Below are 17739 nucleotides of genomic sequence, written 5' to 3' on the forward strand. Positions count from 1 at the left end.
ACCGACTAAAGCTTTAATTTTTGGCCAATTTGTAAAGTATTGCTTCTCAGGGCGTTTTTCTGCTTGATTTTTTTAACAGAAAGACCAAATTTATCAGCAATCTCATTTAAGCTGTCGCCTTTTTTCACTTTGTAGATCTTAACACTCGAAGCAGTTTTAATGCTGGTTTTAGAAGGGCCAATCGGCTTATTATACCCTGCGGCTTCTGCATAATCTGCAGGGCGATTATCAAACCGGTATAATTTATATTTTTTGATGGTTCCTAAAACCTGGCTCGCCCATGTTTTACTGGCCGCGTAACCTCCGCGACCAATACCTAAAACCCAGTTACGGTAATCGTAGTCAGAGTATTTATTAAATAAGTAGCTAAACTGTTTCCGGTTAGCCATCATGGAAATAAAGTCCTGATAAGAAGACTGTGCAGAGCTGTAATCTTTATAGGAAGACCGAATTTGTTTGTTGGAGTTGCGGCCTTTCATCCCAAAATGATTGTTCATGTACCGGGCAATTTTACTTGTGCCGTTGCCAGATTCATGCATGGCTACCGCTAAAATTACACTTGCCGGAATACCATGCTCATTCATTTGCTGGATGGCCAGATCTTTATACGTTTCTATATAATTCGGACCGCTTGTTTGTGCTATTGATACACTACTTATGAGTATAAGTACGATCGATAAAATTTTTCTCATAATTATTTTTTTCTGATAATCAGCAAACCGTCGCGTACCGGAAGTATTAACTTCTCAACCCGCGAATCATTGTTTACCATCAAATTAAATTTATTTATTTCTAAGGTGTCTGTGTCTGTAGCTTTTGCAGAAAGAACTTTACCGCTCCACAAAACATTGTCGACAATTATCAACCCTCCGGATCTCAGTTTGTCAAAAATCAGCTCGTAATATGTGCCGTTGTTTTTCTTATCAGCATCAATAAAAACAAGGTCGAAGGTTTCGTCCAGTTCCGGAATAATATTCAGCGCATTTCCCAGATGATAGCGAATTTTTGAACTGTAAGATGATTGATTAAAACTGGCGGAGACCATATCTTCCAGTTCGGTATTCTTATCAATTGTGTGGATGATTCCGTTTTCAGAAAGCCCTTCTGCAAGGCATAAAGTAGCATATCCGGTATAGGTGCCAATTTCAAGAATGCGTGCCGGATGAGTTAATTTACTCAGCATGCTTAACACCCGGCCCTGGTAATGACCCGAAAGCATGCGGGGCATTAATACCTTTAAATGTGTCTCCCGGTTGATGTGTTTGAGCAGATCATCCTCAGGTTCACAATGTTTCTCCAGGTAGTTTGTAAGTTCATCGCTTAATAACTCCATGGGCGCAAAGATAATAATTTTTATTTTTTGCGATTTTCAGCCCAAAAAAGTCAAACGAAAAGCAGAATTTTTTACTCAGTAATTCATGAAATATGGTGAAGATTTTGTTTGAATAACCGCTTCCCGCTACTACTTTTCTTCTTCCTCTTTTTCTATCACCGCTAAGGCCAGGCGGATTTTTAAATAGGAAATACTTTCATTAAGATGGTCAAAAATCGGTTTCATGGCTTTACTCTTTCCGCCTAAAAACCGAAGCGCCTTTTTAACCTGATCTACCTCTGTCCAGCTTACAAATTCTTCCAGACTGCTGATGTTTCCGCGGAGATATAAGTAAGCCAAATGAGAATACGCAGTCTGCGGACTCATTTTTCGTTGGCTGGCTATCTCCTCGGGCTTTAAGCCCTGCTGATAAAGTAAAAGTGTTTCGCGGTAGGTATCGCCTCTTTGTTTTTTTGATTCGCCCAGAAAATCCAGAATTGCGTTTATGAATGCCTGTCCGTAGCGTTCCATTTTATGCTCGCCAACGCCTGTAATTTCCAGCATTTGAATTTGGTTTCTCGGCTTTTCTGAAGCCATAGCCTGCAGGGTAGCATCGCTGAATATGATATACGCCGGAACGTTTTCTTTCATCGCAAAATCACGGCGAACGTTTCGCAGGATGTCGAACAGTTCTTCGGTGGGAGCAAGCACCCGTTTCACTTTTTTCTCCCGGGAGGAAATCTCTTTCAAATCCAGCACCTGCAACACTGTAAGTTCAATCCGCTTTTTCCCGAATAAAATATCTCTGCCGGCAGCGGTAAGTTTCAGCGCAAAATTTTCATCGTAAGCAATTTCCAGTACACCCAGATTCAGCATTTGCATGAGGTAGCGCTGCCAGTCCAGACTGCTGATATCCGAGCCGGCACCATGTGTTTTCAGCTGATCATATTTTGCATGGGTAATTTCTGCCCGCATAGATCCCCGCAATACATCAATAACCATTTGCGAACCTTCTTTTTCTGACATGCGGACAATGGCGGATAAGGCTTTCTGCACAATGACTGTTCCGTCGAAATGTTTTCTGGGATTTTTGCAGACATCGCAGTTGCCGCAATTCTCCGGCAGTGTTTCCGAAAAATAATTCAGCAATATCTTGCGGCGGCAGCTGTCGGCCTCGGCATAGTGCTGAATACGCTTTAATTTTTCTAAATTAATCTGAGCCTGTCCGCCTTCGCTGGCAAACTTGTTCAGTAAAATTATATCTGCATAGCTGTAATACAAAATGGTTTCAGAAGGCAAACCATCGCGGCCGGCACGACCAATTTCCTGGTAATAGCCCTCCATGTTTTTGGGCATGTTAAAGTGGATCACCCAGCGTACATTGGATTTATCGATTCCCATACCGAAGGCAATGGTGGCGCACACAATCTGCAGGTCATCATTAATAAAATCTTCCTGCACGCTTGACCGGTCATCCGCATCCATGCCGGCATGATAAAAATCAGCCTTAATTCCCGCCGACTTCAGTTTTTCGGCTACCTCTTCGCATTTATTGCGGCTTAGACAATAGATTATTCCGCTTTGATTATTGCGGCTTTTTATAAAACTAATGATCTCTTCTGTTTTTTGTTTTGGCTTTACGCCGATGCGGACATCCAGGCTGAGGTTTTTCCGGTCAAATGAAGAAACAAAGAGTTTGGGTTCACGCAATTTTAATTGTTTGCTGATATCTTTTCGTGTCACCTTATCGGCGGTAGCGGTTAAGGCAATAAAAGGAATTTCGGGAAACCGCTCCCTTAAAAAACCCATTTGAATGTATTCAGGCCTGAAATCATGTCCCCATGAAGAAATACAATGTGCTTCGTCAATTGCAAACAAAGCCGGTTTTGCCATCCGGGTAATTTGGTCCAGATCAGTGAGCAGTTTTTCGGGAGAGACGTACAGCAATTTAATGTCTCCGCGGAAGCAGGCTTCCAGAATTTCCTGTTGCTGATTATAATTTTGTGTGCTGTTTAAAAATTCGGCGCTGATGCCATTCACTTTCAGAGCGTCAACCTGATCTTTCATGAGTGAAATTAGGGGCGAAACCACAATACAGGTTCCGTCCATCAGCATGGCCGGAATCTGGAAACAAATGGATTTTCCTCCGCCGGTAGGCATTAGAACTAAGGCATCTTTTTTATCCAGAACCCGTTCAATAATTTCGGCCTGATGAGGGCGAAACTGGTCGAAACCGAAATACTTTTTAAGAATTTCCTGAGCGGATGATATCATAGAACAGACGGGTTTTTTATAGAAGATAATTCTTTTTTTCGAGGTAGGACTGCAGAATAATGGTAGCCGAAATAGTATCCACCCGTTCCTTATTCTGGCGGTCTGATTTTTTAAAACCGCTTTGAGCAATGGTTGCCGCAGCCATTTTGGAAGTAAAACGTTCGTCGATGCTTTCAATGGGAATATGCGGAAAGCTCTTTTTTAACAGCGTGATAAAACCTTTTACATGCTGGGCCGATTGTGATGGCGAGCCGTCCATTTGTTTGGGTTCGCCAACCACAAATAATTCTACCTGCTCGGCAAGCATATATTTTTTTAAATATTCGGCCACGTCTTTCGGATGTATGGTTCCCAAGCCGGTAGCAATCAGCTGCAAAGGATCTGTAACAGCCATGCCGATACGTTTGGTTCCATAATCAAAAGCAAGGATGCGGGCCATTGTAGTTTAGTGCTTGGTATGTATTATTTATAATTTTTGCTGCAAAGATAGGATTGTGAACCGGTAGAATATTTGACTGTTGGTAAAATACTCGGGGGATATGCATGGGGCTTATTTTTAAAAACATGACAGCAAAAAGATGCGGATATAACTCAAAATTAATTATCAAATTTATCTTTAAGACAATTTACGGCACTGCTGTAAAATGCTGCATAAACAAATCGAATACCTTTAAGTAACATCGGTCTACCTAAAGTGTCAGATCAGTAGACAATTAAATTTCACTTTTTTCCTATGAAAAGTTTAGTGCTTAATCCGCCTTCGCAAAGGGGCAATACGTTGTGCTTAATATAAATAAACCAGATAAATGAATATCAAAGAGCTAAATTCAACATCAGAGATTGATAAAAACATTAAACTTAAAGGTGTATATCTTCAATTTGAAAAACTACTCAGTGAAATGCGAAAAAGGGATTTGCCAGACTCGTTGGTGCTCTCTGTTAATCATGATATTGACGAGCTGAATTCAATTTCAGGCTCAGAAGCTGAATTAAGGAAAACATTAAAGAGAAAACAAACAACCATTATCAAATCCCTTGAAAAAGACCTGAAGCTGGTGCCTAAAAATTATTATCGTAATATCTGGTTAGCGGTTGGAATGGCTGCAATTGGGATTCCGCTTGGTGTTGCTTTTGGAGCAAGCGTCGGGAATATGGCTTTTTTAGGTATAGGATTGCCAATTGGTCTGGCTATCGGAATTGCAATAGGTACAGGAATGGACAAAAAAGCATTTGAAGAAGGAAGGCAGCTGGATCTGGAAATTAAACACTAAAACGCTGCCGTTTCCGTAATGGCTTTTGTATTTGAGCTGTAAGAAAATTAATAAAAAGATATTGAGCTATTGGAAATAGATACGCAGGGTTTTATCTTAAGTGATAACATGCGTATCCTTACTTGTTAGTTGTAATTTTAAAACTACGGAGCAAAATACACCGTGAATTTAAAATGACTACGATCAAGGCAAAAATCTATTCAACTCTGATTTTACTTTCATCCGGTACATACTTTTTCTTAGCTTACATCGGCTATAAGGGTCACAACGTTGACTTAGAAAAAGTAAGAATCTATTCAAGAAATGTAACAGATATTGGAGAAATGATTCGGCATTCTTCTAAACATAGCTCAAAAGTATTTTATTAACGCTCCAAGACCTAGACCAAACTCTTGGTGTTTATAGATTGAGCACCGGGAGCCATCTTCTCAATATTCTTAGCATGTAATTATTACTATAAGAACGTCCTCAGAAAAAATACAGTGTTGAAAGACGACGAACTTTTCGTATCAAACCAACAGCTAACAACAGTTTGCAGCAATGCCGGTTCCGGTGGTTTATGAAAGTTGGGATTTTATAATATCTTTAGTGCTAGAATGTTAAGACACTGCTTTTTATCCAGCACTGCACCAAGTATCAACGTTGTCCGCCCTACCAAAATTCAAAATTATGAGATTAATTTCCTTCGAAATTGAAGAGAGAATGAGAGCATTAGGCTATTACCAAATAGCTGGTGGAATTTATGGAGTTTACGCAGCGATCCAACTATTTATTCAGGAATCAACTTTAGGTGGCTTAACTATGCTCCTATATATTTTTGGATTTAGTCTATTTGGATTTTCCATATATTGTGGTAATCTTTTACGAGTAGCAAATATAAAAGGCATAAACCTCTCTCTATGGAATCAAATAATTCAAGTCCTTCAATTTAGCATCTCATCAATTGCGTTCGGTTATTTCTCTGGAATTAGATTTTCGTTCGGTTTTGATTGGTCAGATAGGTTTATACCGGATTTTGCACTTTCATTGTCGGGATTTTCAGTAGGCTACAATACAAATGCAACCACTGATTTTTTATTGATGATAAATGGATTTCCTTTAATAATTATATACCTATTAGACAAATTAGAAGATAAAATTGAGCAACGAAAAAAGTTAATCGAACCAGACGTAGGTAAGGAGTTAAATAGTTAAACGAAACTAAAAAGTACGAAAGAACAACAACAGCTTTAAACAATAGGTGTTGCAGTGGTTTTATAAAGCCGGTGTTTTTTATTACTTTGAATTTATGAAAGATATTAAGTATCCAAGGTCATTTTCACACATTGGAATTTCAGTACCCGATATAGAAGGGGCGGTAAAATTCTACAATGAAGTAATGGGATGGTATATCATTATGAAACCATCTATTGTTAAAAAAGAAAGAGAAACTGCTATTGGCCAAATGTGTATTGATGTGTTTGGTGAAGATTGGCAAGAATTTGAAATTGCGCATATGTCTACTTCGGATGGAATAGGAATAGAACTATTTAGTTTTCCGAATGGAGAAAAAAATGCTCCTGAATTTAAACCTTTTAATACGGGTCTGTTTCATTTTTGTGTTCAGGATCCAGACATTGAAGGCTTAACTAATAAAATTGTTGAGAACGGTGGCAAGCAGCGTATGCCGATAAGGGAATATTATCCTAATGAAAAACCCTACAAAATGGTTTATGTAGAAGATCCATTCGGAATTATTTTTGAAATTTATACACATAGTTATGAATTAACTTATTCTTCTGGAGCATATCAAAAATAGAAGACTGCATACAATTTCAAGAGTGTTTAATTTGCGGGTCCATGGATACCGCAACATTTTCTGTTTCATAAATTGATTATCATGAATGTTGACAAACTCAACGAAACGCTTGATATCTGGATTACTGCTTTAAAACAATATGACTTCGACACTTTAGTTGCAAAACCTGATTCCGAAAACTGGTCACTTGGTCAGGTTTTCCGGCACCTGATTAATGAAACAAGTTATTATATTGGGCAAATCGAATATTGTCTGACCCACCATGAAAATAGTCTGGAACAAATGGAGGAAAATGCCGGACTTATATTTGCCAATAATGAATTCCCCAATGAAAGAATTAAAAATGATTCCCCGTCATCTCAAAATGTAAAGCAACCGGTAAAAAAAACCGAGTTACTTGAGGAAATGCATTTTTTAAAAACCCAATTAAATCAGCAGTGGAAAAAAATTAATGAAAACGTATCATCAGGCAAAACAAGACACCCCGGACTTGGATACTTCAACGCCCGGGAATGGTTTCAATTTTCTGAATTGCATTTGAGACATCACCTGAGACAAAGAAAAAGAATTGAAATTTCTATAAAATATCTCCCGCAAAATAATTGTTAACGAAAATGACGAACGGATAAAAGTGCTTTGCTATCCGGCATGGCATGCACCGAATTTCCTATACTTCGCAAATTTTCAAACCTTTATAAAATCCCCAAACTAATCAATTGGCATTCTTTAAAACCTTAAAATCAATCTTCCCCGCGGTTTACAATATCTAAGTACAACTTACAGCGTACTTTTTACTATTTTGGCTGCATGCAGTTCAGTGATATTATCGGGCAGGAAGAAGTGAAGCAGCATCTGGTACAAACGGTGCTCGAAAACAGGGTGAGTCATGCGCAGTTATTTTTGGGTCCGGAGGGTTCAGGGAGTTTGGCGCTGGCGCTTGCTTACGCCCAGTTTATTTCCTGCCTGGAGCCCGGCCCTGCCGATAGTTGCGGACATTGTTCCTCCTGTCGCAAGTACAGCAAGCTGATTCATCCCGATCTTCATTTTTCTTATCCCTTTTTCGCCAAAAAAGCGGAGGATACGGCGCTGAAGTATTTGTCGGAATGGCGTGAAGCCTTTCTTTCAAATCCGTACTTAAACCTAAATGAATGGAGAAATCAGCTGGATGCAGAAAATAAACAGGCCAATATCAATATTGCTGAGTGCCACCAGATTATTCATAAGCTGAGCTTAAAGCCCTTTGAGTCTGAATACAAGGTGATGATTATGTGGCTGCCGGAGCATCTGGAAAAAGAAGGAAATTCGCTGTTAAAGATTATTGAAGAACCCGCACAAAAAACACTGTTCCTGCTGGTGGCACAAAATCAGGATCAGATATTGCAAACCATTATTTCCAGAACGCAACTGGTTAAAATCCCCCGCTTAAAAGACCGGGATGTTTCTGAATTACTGATGTATAAAAAAGGAGTATCAGAAACCAAAGCATCGCAAATAGCTTACCTGAGTGAAGGAAATCTGCAGGCAGCGCTCACGTTTTTACAGTCCGATGAAAATGATAATTTCCAGCTTTTTTCGGCCTGGATGCGTATGACCTATGCTGATCAGGGAGGCACTATCCTCGAGTTTGTAGACAAAGCGGCCAAGCTGGGCAGAGAAAACCAGAAGAATTTCCTGCGTTTCGGCATCAATATGATCCGCGAAAGCGTCCTGATTTTGTCGGGAGCTTCTCAGCTCGTTCATTTGTCGGATGCCGAACTAAATTTCATCACAAATTTCAGTAGGTTTATGGACCTTCAAAAAGCGGAGGCTATTTCGGGAGAACTGGAGAAAGCGCATTATCATGTGGAGCGCAACGCCAATCCTAAAATTTTATTTTTAGATGTATCTTTGCAATTAGTTAAAATTTTAAAGTTTAATACGCTCCCTGCGGGGACTCAATATATACAGAATTAATTATGGGTTGTGGAAGTTGTTCATCAGGCGGTTGTGCGCCTGCGGGCTGTAAGAGTAACGGCACATGCCTTACCAATGGTTGCAGTAAATTAGATGTTTACGATTGGCTTGCCCACATGGACATGCCGGCAAATTATAAGCCGTTTAACATTATAGAAATAAAGTTTAAGGGTTCCCGAAAAGAATTCTATTTAAATAACGAAAATTTATACCTCGAAGCCGGAGAACTGGTAGCCGTAGAAACTACCACCGGCGGATACGATATAGGCCATGTTTCATTAACCGGAGAACTGGTACGCATGCAGTTGAAAAAGCGGCATGTGCGTACCGAAGATGTGGTTAAAAAGATTTACCGCAAAGCCAGTCCGGCGGATGTGGAGAAATGGAAACAGGCCAAAGAAACCGAATTTGAAACCATGCACAAAGCTCGTGTGCTGGCAAAGGAACTGGGTTTGGCCATGAAACTGAGTGATGTAGATTACCAGGGCGACCGTACCAAAGCAACGTTTTATTATACGGCAGAGGGTCGGGTTGATTTCAGGGAACTGATCAAGAAAATGGCCGAAACATTTCGTATTCGTATTGAAATGCGCCAGATCGGGATGCGCCAGGAAGCCAGTCGTTTAGGCGGTATTGGTTCATGCGGCCGCGAGTTATGCTGCTCCACCTGGTTAACAGACTTTAAAACTGTATCCACTTCAGCGGCACGCTATCAAAATCTTTCTTTAAATACCCTGAAGCTTGCAGGCCAATGCGGCAAATTAAAATGCTGCCTTAATTATGAGCTGGATACATATATGGATGCTTTGAAAGATATTCCGGAAAAGGTAGAGCGCCTCGAAACCGGAAAAGGTGTTGCAAGGCTTCAGAAAACAGATATCTTCAAAAAATTAATGTGGTTCAGTTATCCAAATGATGATAACTGGATTCCGCTTGAGATAGACCGCGTTAAAGAAATTCAGCAGTTAAATAAAGAAGGCGTTAAGCCCGATGATTTGAAAGAAGAGGCTGCCGAAATTGATAAACCGGTAATTGCAAAAGTTTTGGATTATGAGAATGTGGTTGGTCAGGATAGTCTTACCCGCTTAGATGATAAAACTGCCAAACGCAAAAAGAATAACCGCAACAAACCACGCAGTCAAACTGCGGGTGCGCCATCAGCAAATTCTCCACGACCGCAGCCGGCCAGAAGACCTGTAGAAAGGGCCCCCGAGGAGCCAAAGAGACAAGGCGGTGCTGATGCTGAAGCTGTAAATCCAAAGGCAAATGTGGCGGGCGCTAATCGCAATAATAACCGCCGCAGAAATAACCGTAATAATAACAACAGACCCAAACCCACTGAATAAATGAATAGTGCCGGGAAGTTCTTCAGCATTTTTTTATCATTTGTATTGTTTATAGTTTCCTGTCAGGATAAAACCAGCATTGTAGACAGCAATACTATAATTAATAACCGCTCCTGGGCGTATGTGAATAAAATTCAGGTGAAGGCCGAAATTCCTGATCAGAAAATACCCTACAATGTGTTTGTGAATCTCCGTCATTCGGCAGATTACAAATATTCAAATCTGTTTTTGCTGATCAGGATGAAAGGGCCGGATGGCAAAGTGATTACGGAGCGGAAGGAATTTAAACTGGCGCTTCCAGATGGAGAATGGCTTGGAAAAGGTTCCGGAAATTTATACAGTTATCAGCTACCGTTTAAACAGCAGTTTTATTTCTCTCAAAAGGGAAATTACACGTTAGAGATTGAACAGAATATGCGCAATAACCCATTGCGTGAAATTACAGATGTGGGCATCAGAATAGAAAGAGCAGAATAATATGAACGCGTTTCAACGATTTTTATTAAGCAGGAGTTTTACCTACACAGCTATATTTTTAGTTATTTTTTGCGGGATTTCTTTTTTTGTAACGGACGTAACTCACCCCGCATATATTTTTTCCCTTATCTGCGGAATTACCTTATTTATCCTGCAACAGTACCGGAAAAAACTGCTCAAAAAACTATAATCCCGGATTTCATTCCTGCTTCCTAACAGGCTGATTTATAATATCTTCATGGCAAAGCAAATAGTAATATTGGAAAAAATATTATTAAATTAGAATTAACTTAAATTCTATCCTATGAAAATATTATACATTAAAAGTCTGCTTTTTATGGCTTTGTGCCTTTCGGGTACTATTTTGTACGCCCAGGGATTAAAAGGTAAAATTACCGATGCCCAGGGAAACGCATTAAACGGAGTTTCGCTGGCAGTGGAGGGTTTGCAGGTTGGAACCTCTACCGATGTAAATGGCGAATATATTCTGAAATTCCCCAATCCCGGCACCTACCGCATTCGAATTTCCTTTATAGGTTTTGAAACATTAAATGAAAACGCTACGATAGGAACTGAAACCGGCGTCCGAAATTTTACCCTGCGTGCAGCTGAATCTTCTTTAGACGAAGTAATTATAGTTGGTTCACGCTCTACGGTTCCCAGAACCAATATTGAAACGGCCGTTCCGGTTGATGTTATTTCCGCCCGTGATGTAAAGAATTTTGCCCAGACAGATGTTACTCAGATTTTAAACTATGTAGCGCCCTCCTTTAGTTCTAACCGCCAAACAGTATCAGATGGTACCGACCATATTGACCCTGCATCTTTAAGAGGCTTGGGACCAGACCAGGTTTTGGTGCTGGTTAACGGAAAAAGACGCCACACAACTGCTTTGGTTAATATCAATGGAACTTTTGGTCGTGGAACTGTGGGTACAGATATGAACTCCATTCCGGTTGCCGCAATTGACCGCATAGAAGTATTGCGTGACGGTGCCGCTGCTCAGTACGGATCTGATGCTATTGCCGGAGTAATTAATATCATCTTAAAGAAAAATACACCTCTAAATTTTTCTACCACCTACGGGCAATCAGTTACCGAAGCATTGGGGAGAAAAATGTATGATGGTAAAACCTTTCAGGCTGATATCAGCAAGGGGTTTGATCTTGAGGGAAAAGGCTTTATCAATATTGGAGCACAGTATCTTGCCCGTGGTGCAACAAATCGGGGTGGTTTAGATACACGGCCGCTTTTGTATTCATCACTTCCGTCAAAAGGCGCTACCGAAACTGAGGCTGAATTTCAAAGCCGTTACGCTGCCTTAAAAGCTGCCGATGACGCTCGTGCAGATGCTGCCGGCTTAGACCGGAATAACATGCGGGTTGGAAATTCTGAATCGCAAAATCTGGGTTATTTTATAAACGGCGCACATCAGCTGGGAGAAAAACATGAGTTTTATTTTAATCACGGATATACCAATAAGCTTGGCGAAGCCGCAGGCTTCTATCGCCTGCCATCGCAGTCATCGCAAGTTGATGTAACGATTTACCCGAATGGCTTTTTACCGTTAATTACAACGGATATTGATGATATTTCTTTAACCGCCGGAGTTAAAGGATTGCTGGGTCAATGGAATTACGATATCAGTAATTCGATGGGGCAAAATTCAATTCGGTTTGATATTACCAACACATTAAATGCATCGCTTCCAATTGGTACAAGCCCTACACAGTTCAGGGCCGGCGAACTACGGTTTAGTCAGAATACTACCAACCTGGATATAAACAGAAAATTTGCTTTCGGTACCGGAAAAAGTTCTGTTAACGTGGCGGTGGGTGCTGAGCATAGAATAGATGATTACCAGATCAGAGCCGGTGAGGAGTTATCTTATTCTTTCGGGCAGCCATCCAGAGGTATTCCCGGCAGAAGAATTGGTACTTCATTTACGGCTGCGGGTGCCCAGGTATTTCCGGGCTTTACACCATCCAATGCTTTGGATAAGTCCCGTAATAATACAGGTGTTTATCTTGATCTGGAAGGAGAATTTGGTCCGCGTTTATTATTAAGTGCCGCAGGCAGATATGAGGATTACAGCGATTTCGGCAATAATTTTTCTTACAAATTCACCGGAAGATTAAAAGTAGTTGGCGATTTAGCTATTCGCGGAGCGGTAGCTTCCGGCTTCAGGGCGCCGTCATTGCACCAGAGATATTTCAATAACGAAAGTACCCAGTTTGTGCAGGGACAGCCAACTCAGGTTTTAACAGTTAATAATGATAATACGGTAGTCAATCAGTTTGGCGTTGGTTCATTAAAGGCCGAACTTTCCAATTCCTATAGTGTTGGTTTAGCAGGTAAGGTAGCTAAGAATTTGACATTTACGGTGGATGCTTACCAGTTAAACATCGACGATCGCATTGTATTTTCAAGTCAGTACACCCGCGAACGTGACGGCAGCGGAAATCAAATTCCAACAGGAACGGTAAACCAGATTTTAAATACGGTTGATCCGAATGGCTTAATTAACAGCGTGCAGTTTTTTACCAATGCAATTTCTACTAAAACCAAAGGTCTGGATGTGGTTTTAAGCGATCGCTTTGATTTGGGAACCTCAGGTAATCGCATTACAATAACCGCCGCAGCCAATTTTAATGATACCAATGTTGAAGAAGTTCAGGGTTCTCCAAAAATTGAAAATGATCCGGCTTTAAAAGCAAGATTATTCGACCGTTTGGAGCGCTCCCGTTTTGAAACTTCTGTTCCAAAAAATAAATATACGCTCAGCGCAAACTACTCTTCAAGTAAGTATGGGTTGCTGGTACGTACGGTTCGTTTTGGAGAGGTAACGTCATTAAATGCAACCGATCCGGCCTTGGTAAATCTGCCTCTGCAATTGGACCAAACTTATTCACCTAAATGGATCACTGATTTAACAGTAAATTATAATTTCAGGAAAGACATGAATTTTGCCATCGGGGTAAATAACCTGTTTGACGTATATCCTGACAAAGCCTATATCGATCCGAGAAATAACGAAAATAATCTGAGCGGAGACCCCACTCAGAATTACTCCGGAAGCAGAGATAATACATCTAACGGCCGTTTTATTTACAGTCGTGCAGTTCCGCAGTTTGGTTACAACGGAAGATATGTTTTCGGAAAACTGACTTACAGTCTGCAGTAATTTGAACTATGAAAACTGAATTATTTCCCGCAGCGTTTAAGCCAGATTTTTACTGAACTTATCTGCGGGAAATAATTTTTTAGTTTTAATCTATAATAAATCCAAAAGCGTTTCAAGTTTCATTCCTCTCGAACCTTTTATTAAGACACTGGAATCTTTCACAGGATCTTTTTTCAGCGCATCGTATGCATCCTGAGTGGTTCTGTAAAATTCGGAAGTGTTGTTTTGGTGCTTATAAAATTCCTCCCCAACAAATATGCATTTCTGAGCTTTTACAGATTCAGCTTTCGCGATTATATGTGCGTGCTCTTCAGATGAATGTGAACCCAGTTCAAACATGTCGCCCAGTATCATCACCTTGTTTTTTCCCGGCGCCGCATTCAAATTATCAATGGCAACAAGCATGCTGCTTGGATTGGCATTATAATAATCGCATATCAGCATATTGCTGTCGGTATTTTTAATTTGCGACCGGTTATTTACAGGATTATATAGTTCGATGCCCGCATTAATCTGCTCCGCACTTAATTTAAAAAAAGTGCCGATGCAAATTACAGCCAGAATATTTTCAAAATTATAGGTTCCGCTTAAATTGGACCTTGAAATATGGGTTTTATCATCAATTTCCTGTGCTTCGCGATGCCAGGCAACTTCCAGGAATGGAGTTTCTGACAGCAAGCTTCCGGAAACAAAGTTATCAGCTGTTTTGCCGTAGGATACAATCTTTTCGACTGTTCGTTCCCGCAACATATCAACAAGTTCAAAATTATCACTATTCACAAAAACAGTTCCCCGCGTATTTTGCATATAGTCATACAATTCTCCCTTAGCAATTTTTACACCTTCAAACCCGCCAAAACCTTCTAAATGCGCTTTGCCCACATTGGTAATAATTCCATGTGTAGGCTCAGCTATACTGCATAAAAATTCAATTTCCTTTTGATGATTTGCTCCCATTTCAATAATAGCTATATCCGTTTTTTCAGGAATAGATAAAATAGTTAAGGGTACGCCAATATGGTTATTCAGATTTCCGGAAGTTGCATGGGTTTTGCAATGCTGCGATAATACAGAGTAAAGTAATTCCTTGGTAGTGGTTTTTCCGTTAGAACCGGTAATTCCTATAAACGGAATTTTAAGCTGCCTGCGGTGATGCCTGGCCAGATCCTGTAATGCAGTTAATACATCATCAACCAGAATGAACCTATCATTGGTTTTGAATTGCTCATCATCAATTACAGCATACGCTGCCCCAGCATTTAAAGCCTGCAAGGCAAATTTATTCCCGTCGAAATTTTCGCCTTTAAGGGCAAAAAACAAACAGCCGGCCGTAATTTGGCGTGTGTCTGTACAAATAACTCGCTTATTTAGATAAACCTGATATAGTTGATCGATATTCATTACTGCAATATTAGCTAAGATTTTTAATGATCTGATTAGATTTTACACAAGATATTTCCATAAATCGCCTATAGAATTTCGCATTCAGATTTTGTAGATTAGGCGCATGAAAAGATTTTCCCTGCTTGCCTGCCTGCTCTTTATTTTCATTTTTACTACTCAGGCTCAAAAATTACAATCCCCCTCAGAATTTTTAGGTTATAAATTAGGTGAGCGGTTTACAGCACATCATCGTGTTATTGACTACTTTAAATACGTGGCTTCTGCTTCTAAAAATATTAAAATCCAGGAGTATGGCAAAACCAATGAAGGAAGACCATTGCTTGTTGCTTTCATCGCTTCTGATGAGAATATAAACCGCCTTGAAGACATCCGTAAAAACAATATCAGCCTGGCGGGATTGGAAAGTTCAAGTCAGATAAACAATGCTCCCGCTATTGTGTGGTTAAGTTATAATGTTCACGGCAATGAATCAGTATCCACAGAAGCCTCCATGCAAACATTGTATGATCTGACAGATCCGTCAAATGCACGTACCCGTGCCTGGTTCAAAAACACAGTGGTTGTTATTGATCCGTGTTTAAATCCGGATGGACGAGAGCGCTACGTTAATTTTTATAATCCCGTTAGAAATGCAACTGCAGATCCGCTGGCTATAGCCCGCGAACATATGGAACCCTGGCCTGGTGGTCGTGCAAATCATTATTATTTTGATCTGAACCGCGACTGGGCATGGCAATCACAGATAGAAACACAGCAACGTGTTGCTTTATATAATAAATGGTTGCCACAGGTTCATGTCGATTTTCATGAGCAGGGAGTTAATGAACCGTATTATTTTGCGCCGGCGGCCGAGCCTTTTCATCAGGATATTACCAAATGGCAGCGGGAGTTTCAAACGATAATCGGGAAAAATAACGCCCGCTATTTTGATCAGAACGGCTGGATGTATTTTACCAAAGAACGTTTTGATTTGTTATATCCATCGTACGGAGATACATATCCAACCTATAATGGCTCCATAGGAATGACTTATGAACAAGGCGGAGGCGGGCGTGCAGGGCTTGCTATTATCAATGAAGAAGGAGATACATTAACCTTAAAAGACCGCATTGATCATCATTATACAACCGGACTTTCTACGGTTGAAGCCACGTCTAACAATGCTGAACGAGCTATAACTGAGTTTAAAAAATACTTCGCATCTAGCAAATCCAATCCTTCGGGAGATTTTAAAACGTATGTAATTAAAGGAGAGAATCCTGAAAAACTTAAAAAATTAGCTACTCTTTTAACCCGTAACGGGATAGAGTTTGGCTACGGAGCTGCAAAAGGTGGAAGTGGATTTGAATATTTTTCAGGTAAAACCGAGAATTTCAATGTTGAAAAAACAGATATGGTGATTAGCGCTTATCAGCCCAAATCTGTTATGCTCAAAGTGTTGTTTGAGCCTAAAACATTTGTTTCTGATTCTGCCACCTATGATATTACAGCCTGGGCACTTCCATATGCGTATGGATTAAAATCATATGCCAGCCGTCAGTCTTTTAAACCTTTGTCTTCAAATTTGGATTTACCAGCTGTTACCAACAGCGAAATTCAAAACCCTGTAGCTTATATAGCTAACTGGAACTCGGTTTCTGACGTGAAATTTCTTTCAGAACTGTTAAAGAAAAATATCAAGGTTCGGTATTCTGAAGTTCCATTTGAAACTGCGGGCAAAAAATACAGCGCCGGTTCTCTGATTATTGCCCGTACAAGTAATGAAAGTTTGGGAAATAAATTCGGAGAAATTATCGCTGATCTGGCAAAGAAATCTGAAGTTTCAATTCAGGCGCTGGCTTCGGCATTTGTAGACAAGGGCGCTGATCTGGGTTCGGATAAAATTCGTTTTATAAAGAAGCCAAGAATTGCTGTTGTAAGTGGTGATGGGGTTTCCTCGCTGGCCTTTGGAGAAATATGGCATTTCTTTGAACAGCAGATTGCTTATCCGGCAACTATTATTCGTTCACAGGATTTAAACCGTTTAAATTATTCTGATTTTGATGTTCTTATTCTTCCGAATGGAAATTATGAAGATTTGGGAAATGAAAAAATGCAGACCTGGATACGTAATGGCGGAAAGTTAATTGCACTGGAAGATGCGGTTTCACAGCTGGCGGGTAAAAAAGGATTTGATTTAAGAGCTAAGGAAGATCCAAAGAAAGATGACAAAAACAAGGATCCGTATGAAAATCTGAAGAGTTATGACAACCGCGAGCGGGATGATCTTAAAACCAGTATACCGGGCGCCATTTATAAAGTAAACATGGATAATACCCATCCGTTGGGTTTTGGTTTTCCGGATTATTATTATACTCTAAAATTGGATGACCGGGTTTATAATTATTTGGAATCCGGATGGAATGTAGGGGTATTTAAGAAAAATAATTATGTAACGGGTTTTGTGGGAACTCAAACAAAGAAAAAACTGGTGGACGGTTTAATTTTCGGGGTTCAGAATACCGGAAACGGATCGGTAGTTTATTTAGCTGATGATCCTCTTTTCCGCAGTTTCTGGGAGAATGGAAAACTTATTTTTAGTAATGCCGTATTCATGGTTGGACATTAATTGATTCAAATTTAGTTTGAAAATAAATGTTTAACTCAATTTGTTAAACAATGAAATAAATTAAATCGAAAATTAATTTTTCAATTAATGGCCATGTAAGTATATTGCGATC

General features: G+C 40.0%; 15 protein-coding genes. 10 read left to right on the forward strand and 5 right to left on the reverse strand.

All coding sequences use genetic code 11. From position 1 onward, the window contains the following. Positions 1-5: 5 nt before the first annotated feature. From G521_RS0104480 to ruvX, 4 genes are all read right to left on the reverse strand, one after another. Complete coding sequence (locus G521_RS0104480; RefSeq protein WP_036678153.1) at positions 6-692, reverse strand: glucosaminidase domain-containing protein; 687 nt, start codon at positions 690-692, stop codon at positions 6-8. Between the two features lie 2 nt (positions 693-694). Then, positions 695-1333 carry an O-methyltransferase gene (locus G521_RS0104485; RefSeq protein WP_026897468.1) on the reverse strand — a complete coding sequence of 213 codons (639 nt, stop codon included), beginning with the start codon at positions 1331-1333 and terminating at the stop codon, positions 695-697. Positions 1334-1462: 129 nt separating this feature from the next. Further along, positions 1463-3586 carry a DNA helicase RecQ gene (gene recQ, locus G521_RS0104495; protein ID WP_026897469.1) on the reverse strand — a complete coding sequence of 708 codons (2124 nt, stop codon included), beginning with the start codon at positions 3584-3586 and terminating at the stop codon, positions 1463-1465. A gap of 16 nt (positions 3587-3602) precedes the next feature. Continuing rightward, on the reverse strand, positions 3603-4025 hold the full coding sequence (gene ruvX, locus G521_RS0104500) for a Holliday junction resolvase RuvX (RefSeq protein ID WP_026897470.1): 423 nt from the start codon (positions 4023-4025) through the stop codon (positions 3603-3605). A 367-nt stretch (positions 4026-4392) separates the two neighbouring features. On the opposite strand from ruvX, the gene G521_RS0104505 reads away from it, so the two are divergent. The 9 genes from G521_RS0104505 to G521_RS0104550 all read left to right on the forward strand — a co-directional run bounded on the left by G521_RS0104505 (position 4393) and on the right by G521_RS0104550 (position 13615). Next, complete coding sequence (locus G521_RS0104505) at positions 4393-4857, forward strand: hypothetical protein (protein WP_026897471.1); 465 nt, start codon at positions 4393-4395, stop codon at positions 4855-4857. A gap of 173 nt (positions 4858-5030) precedes the next feature. Continuing rightward, positions 5031-5225: a hypothetical protein gene (locus tag G521_RS0104510; protein ID WP_026897472.1), complete on the forward strand. Its 195-nt coding sequence runs from the start codon at positions 5031-5033 to the stop codon at positions 5223-5225. Positions 5226-5526: 301 nt separating this feature from the next. Next, positions 5527-6051 carry a hypothetical protein gene (locus G521_RS0104515; protein ID WP_026897473.1) on the forward strand — a complete coding sequence of 175 codons (525 nt, stop codon included), beginning with the start codon at positions 5527-5529 and terminating at the stop codon, positions 6049-6051. 94 nt (positions 6052-6145) lie between these two features. Further along, the gene (locus G521_RS0104520; protein ID WP_026897474.1) at positions 6146-6655 is read left to right on the forward strand and encodes a lactoylglutathione lyase family protein; all 510 of its coding nucleotides are present in this window, start codon (positions 6146-6148) and stop codon (positions 6653-6655) included. Between the two features lie 81 nt (positions 6656-6736). Next, positions 6737-7264, forward strand: a complete 528-nt coding sequence (locus G521_RS0104525) for a DinB family protein (protein ID WP_026897475.1) — start codon at positions 6737-6739, stop codon at positions 7262-7264. 198 nt (positions 7265-7462) lie between these two features. Further along, entirely contained in the window at positions 7463-8608 is a 1146-nt protein-coding gene (locus G521_RS0104530; RefSeq protein ID WP_026897476.1) for a DNA polymerase III subunit, read from the forward strand. Positions 8609-8610: 2 nt separating this feature from the next. Then, positions 8611-9954, forward strand: coding sequence for a PSP1 domain-containing protein (locus G521_RS0104535; RefSeq protein ID WP_026897477.1), 1344 nt, complete (start codon positions 8611-8613; stop codon positions 9952-9954). Next, complete coding sequence (locus tag G521_RS0104540; protein ID WP_026897478.1) at positions 9955-10431, forward strand: gliding motility lipoprotein GldH; 477 nt, start codon at positions 9955-9957, stop codon at positions 10429-10431. It begins immediately after the preceding gene. 304 nt (positions 10432-10735) lie between these two features. Further along, entirely contained in the window at positions 10736-13615 is a 2880-nt protein-coding gene (locus G521_RS0104550; protein ID WP_026897479.1) for a TonB-dependent receptor, read from the forward strand. A 90-nt stretch (positions 13616-13705) separates the two neighbouring features. Here G521_RS0104550 and G521_RS0104555 read toward each other — a convergent pair whose 3' ends face one another. Then, a complete protein-coding gene (locus G521_RS0104555; protein ID WP_026897480.1) occupies positions 13706-15016 on the reverse strand; it encodes a UDP-N-acetylmuramoyl-tripeptide--D-alanyl-D-alanine ligase in 1311 nt (436 codons plus the stop codon). A 106-nt stretch (positions 15017-15122) separates the two neighbouring features. Between G521_RS0104555 and G521_RS0104560 the strand changes: the two genes are divergently transcribed. Continuing rightward, on the forward strand, positions 15123-17627 hold the full coding sequence (locus G521_RS0104560) for a M14 metallopeptidase family protein (protein ID WP_026897481.1): 2505 nt from the start codon (positions 15123-15125) through the stop codon (positions 17625-17627). Positions 17628-17739: the final 112 nt, after the last annotated feature.

The organism is Daejeonella oryzae DSM 19973, assembly GCF_000422945.1.
In the GTDB taxonomy this organism is placed as follows: Bacteria; Bacteroidota; Bacteroidia; order Sphingobacteriales; family Sphingobacteriaceae; genus Daejeonella; species Daejeonella oryzae.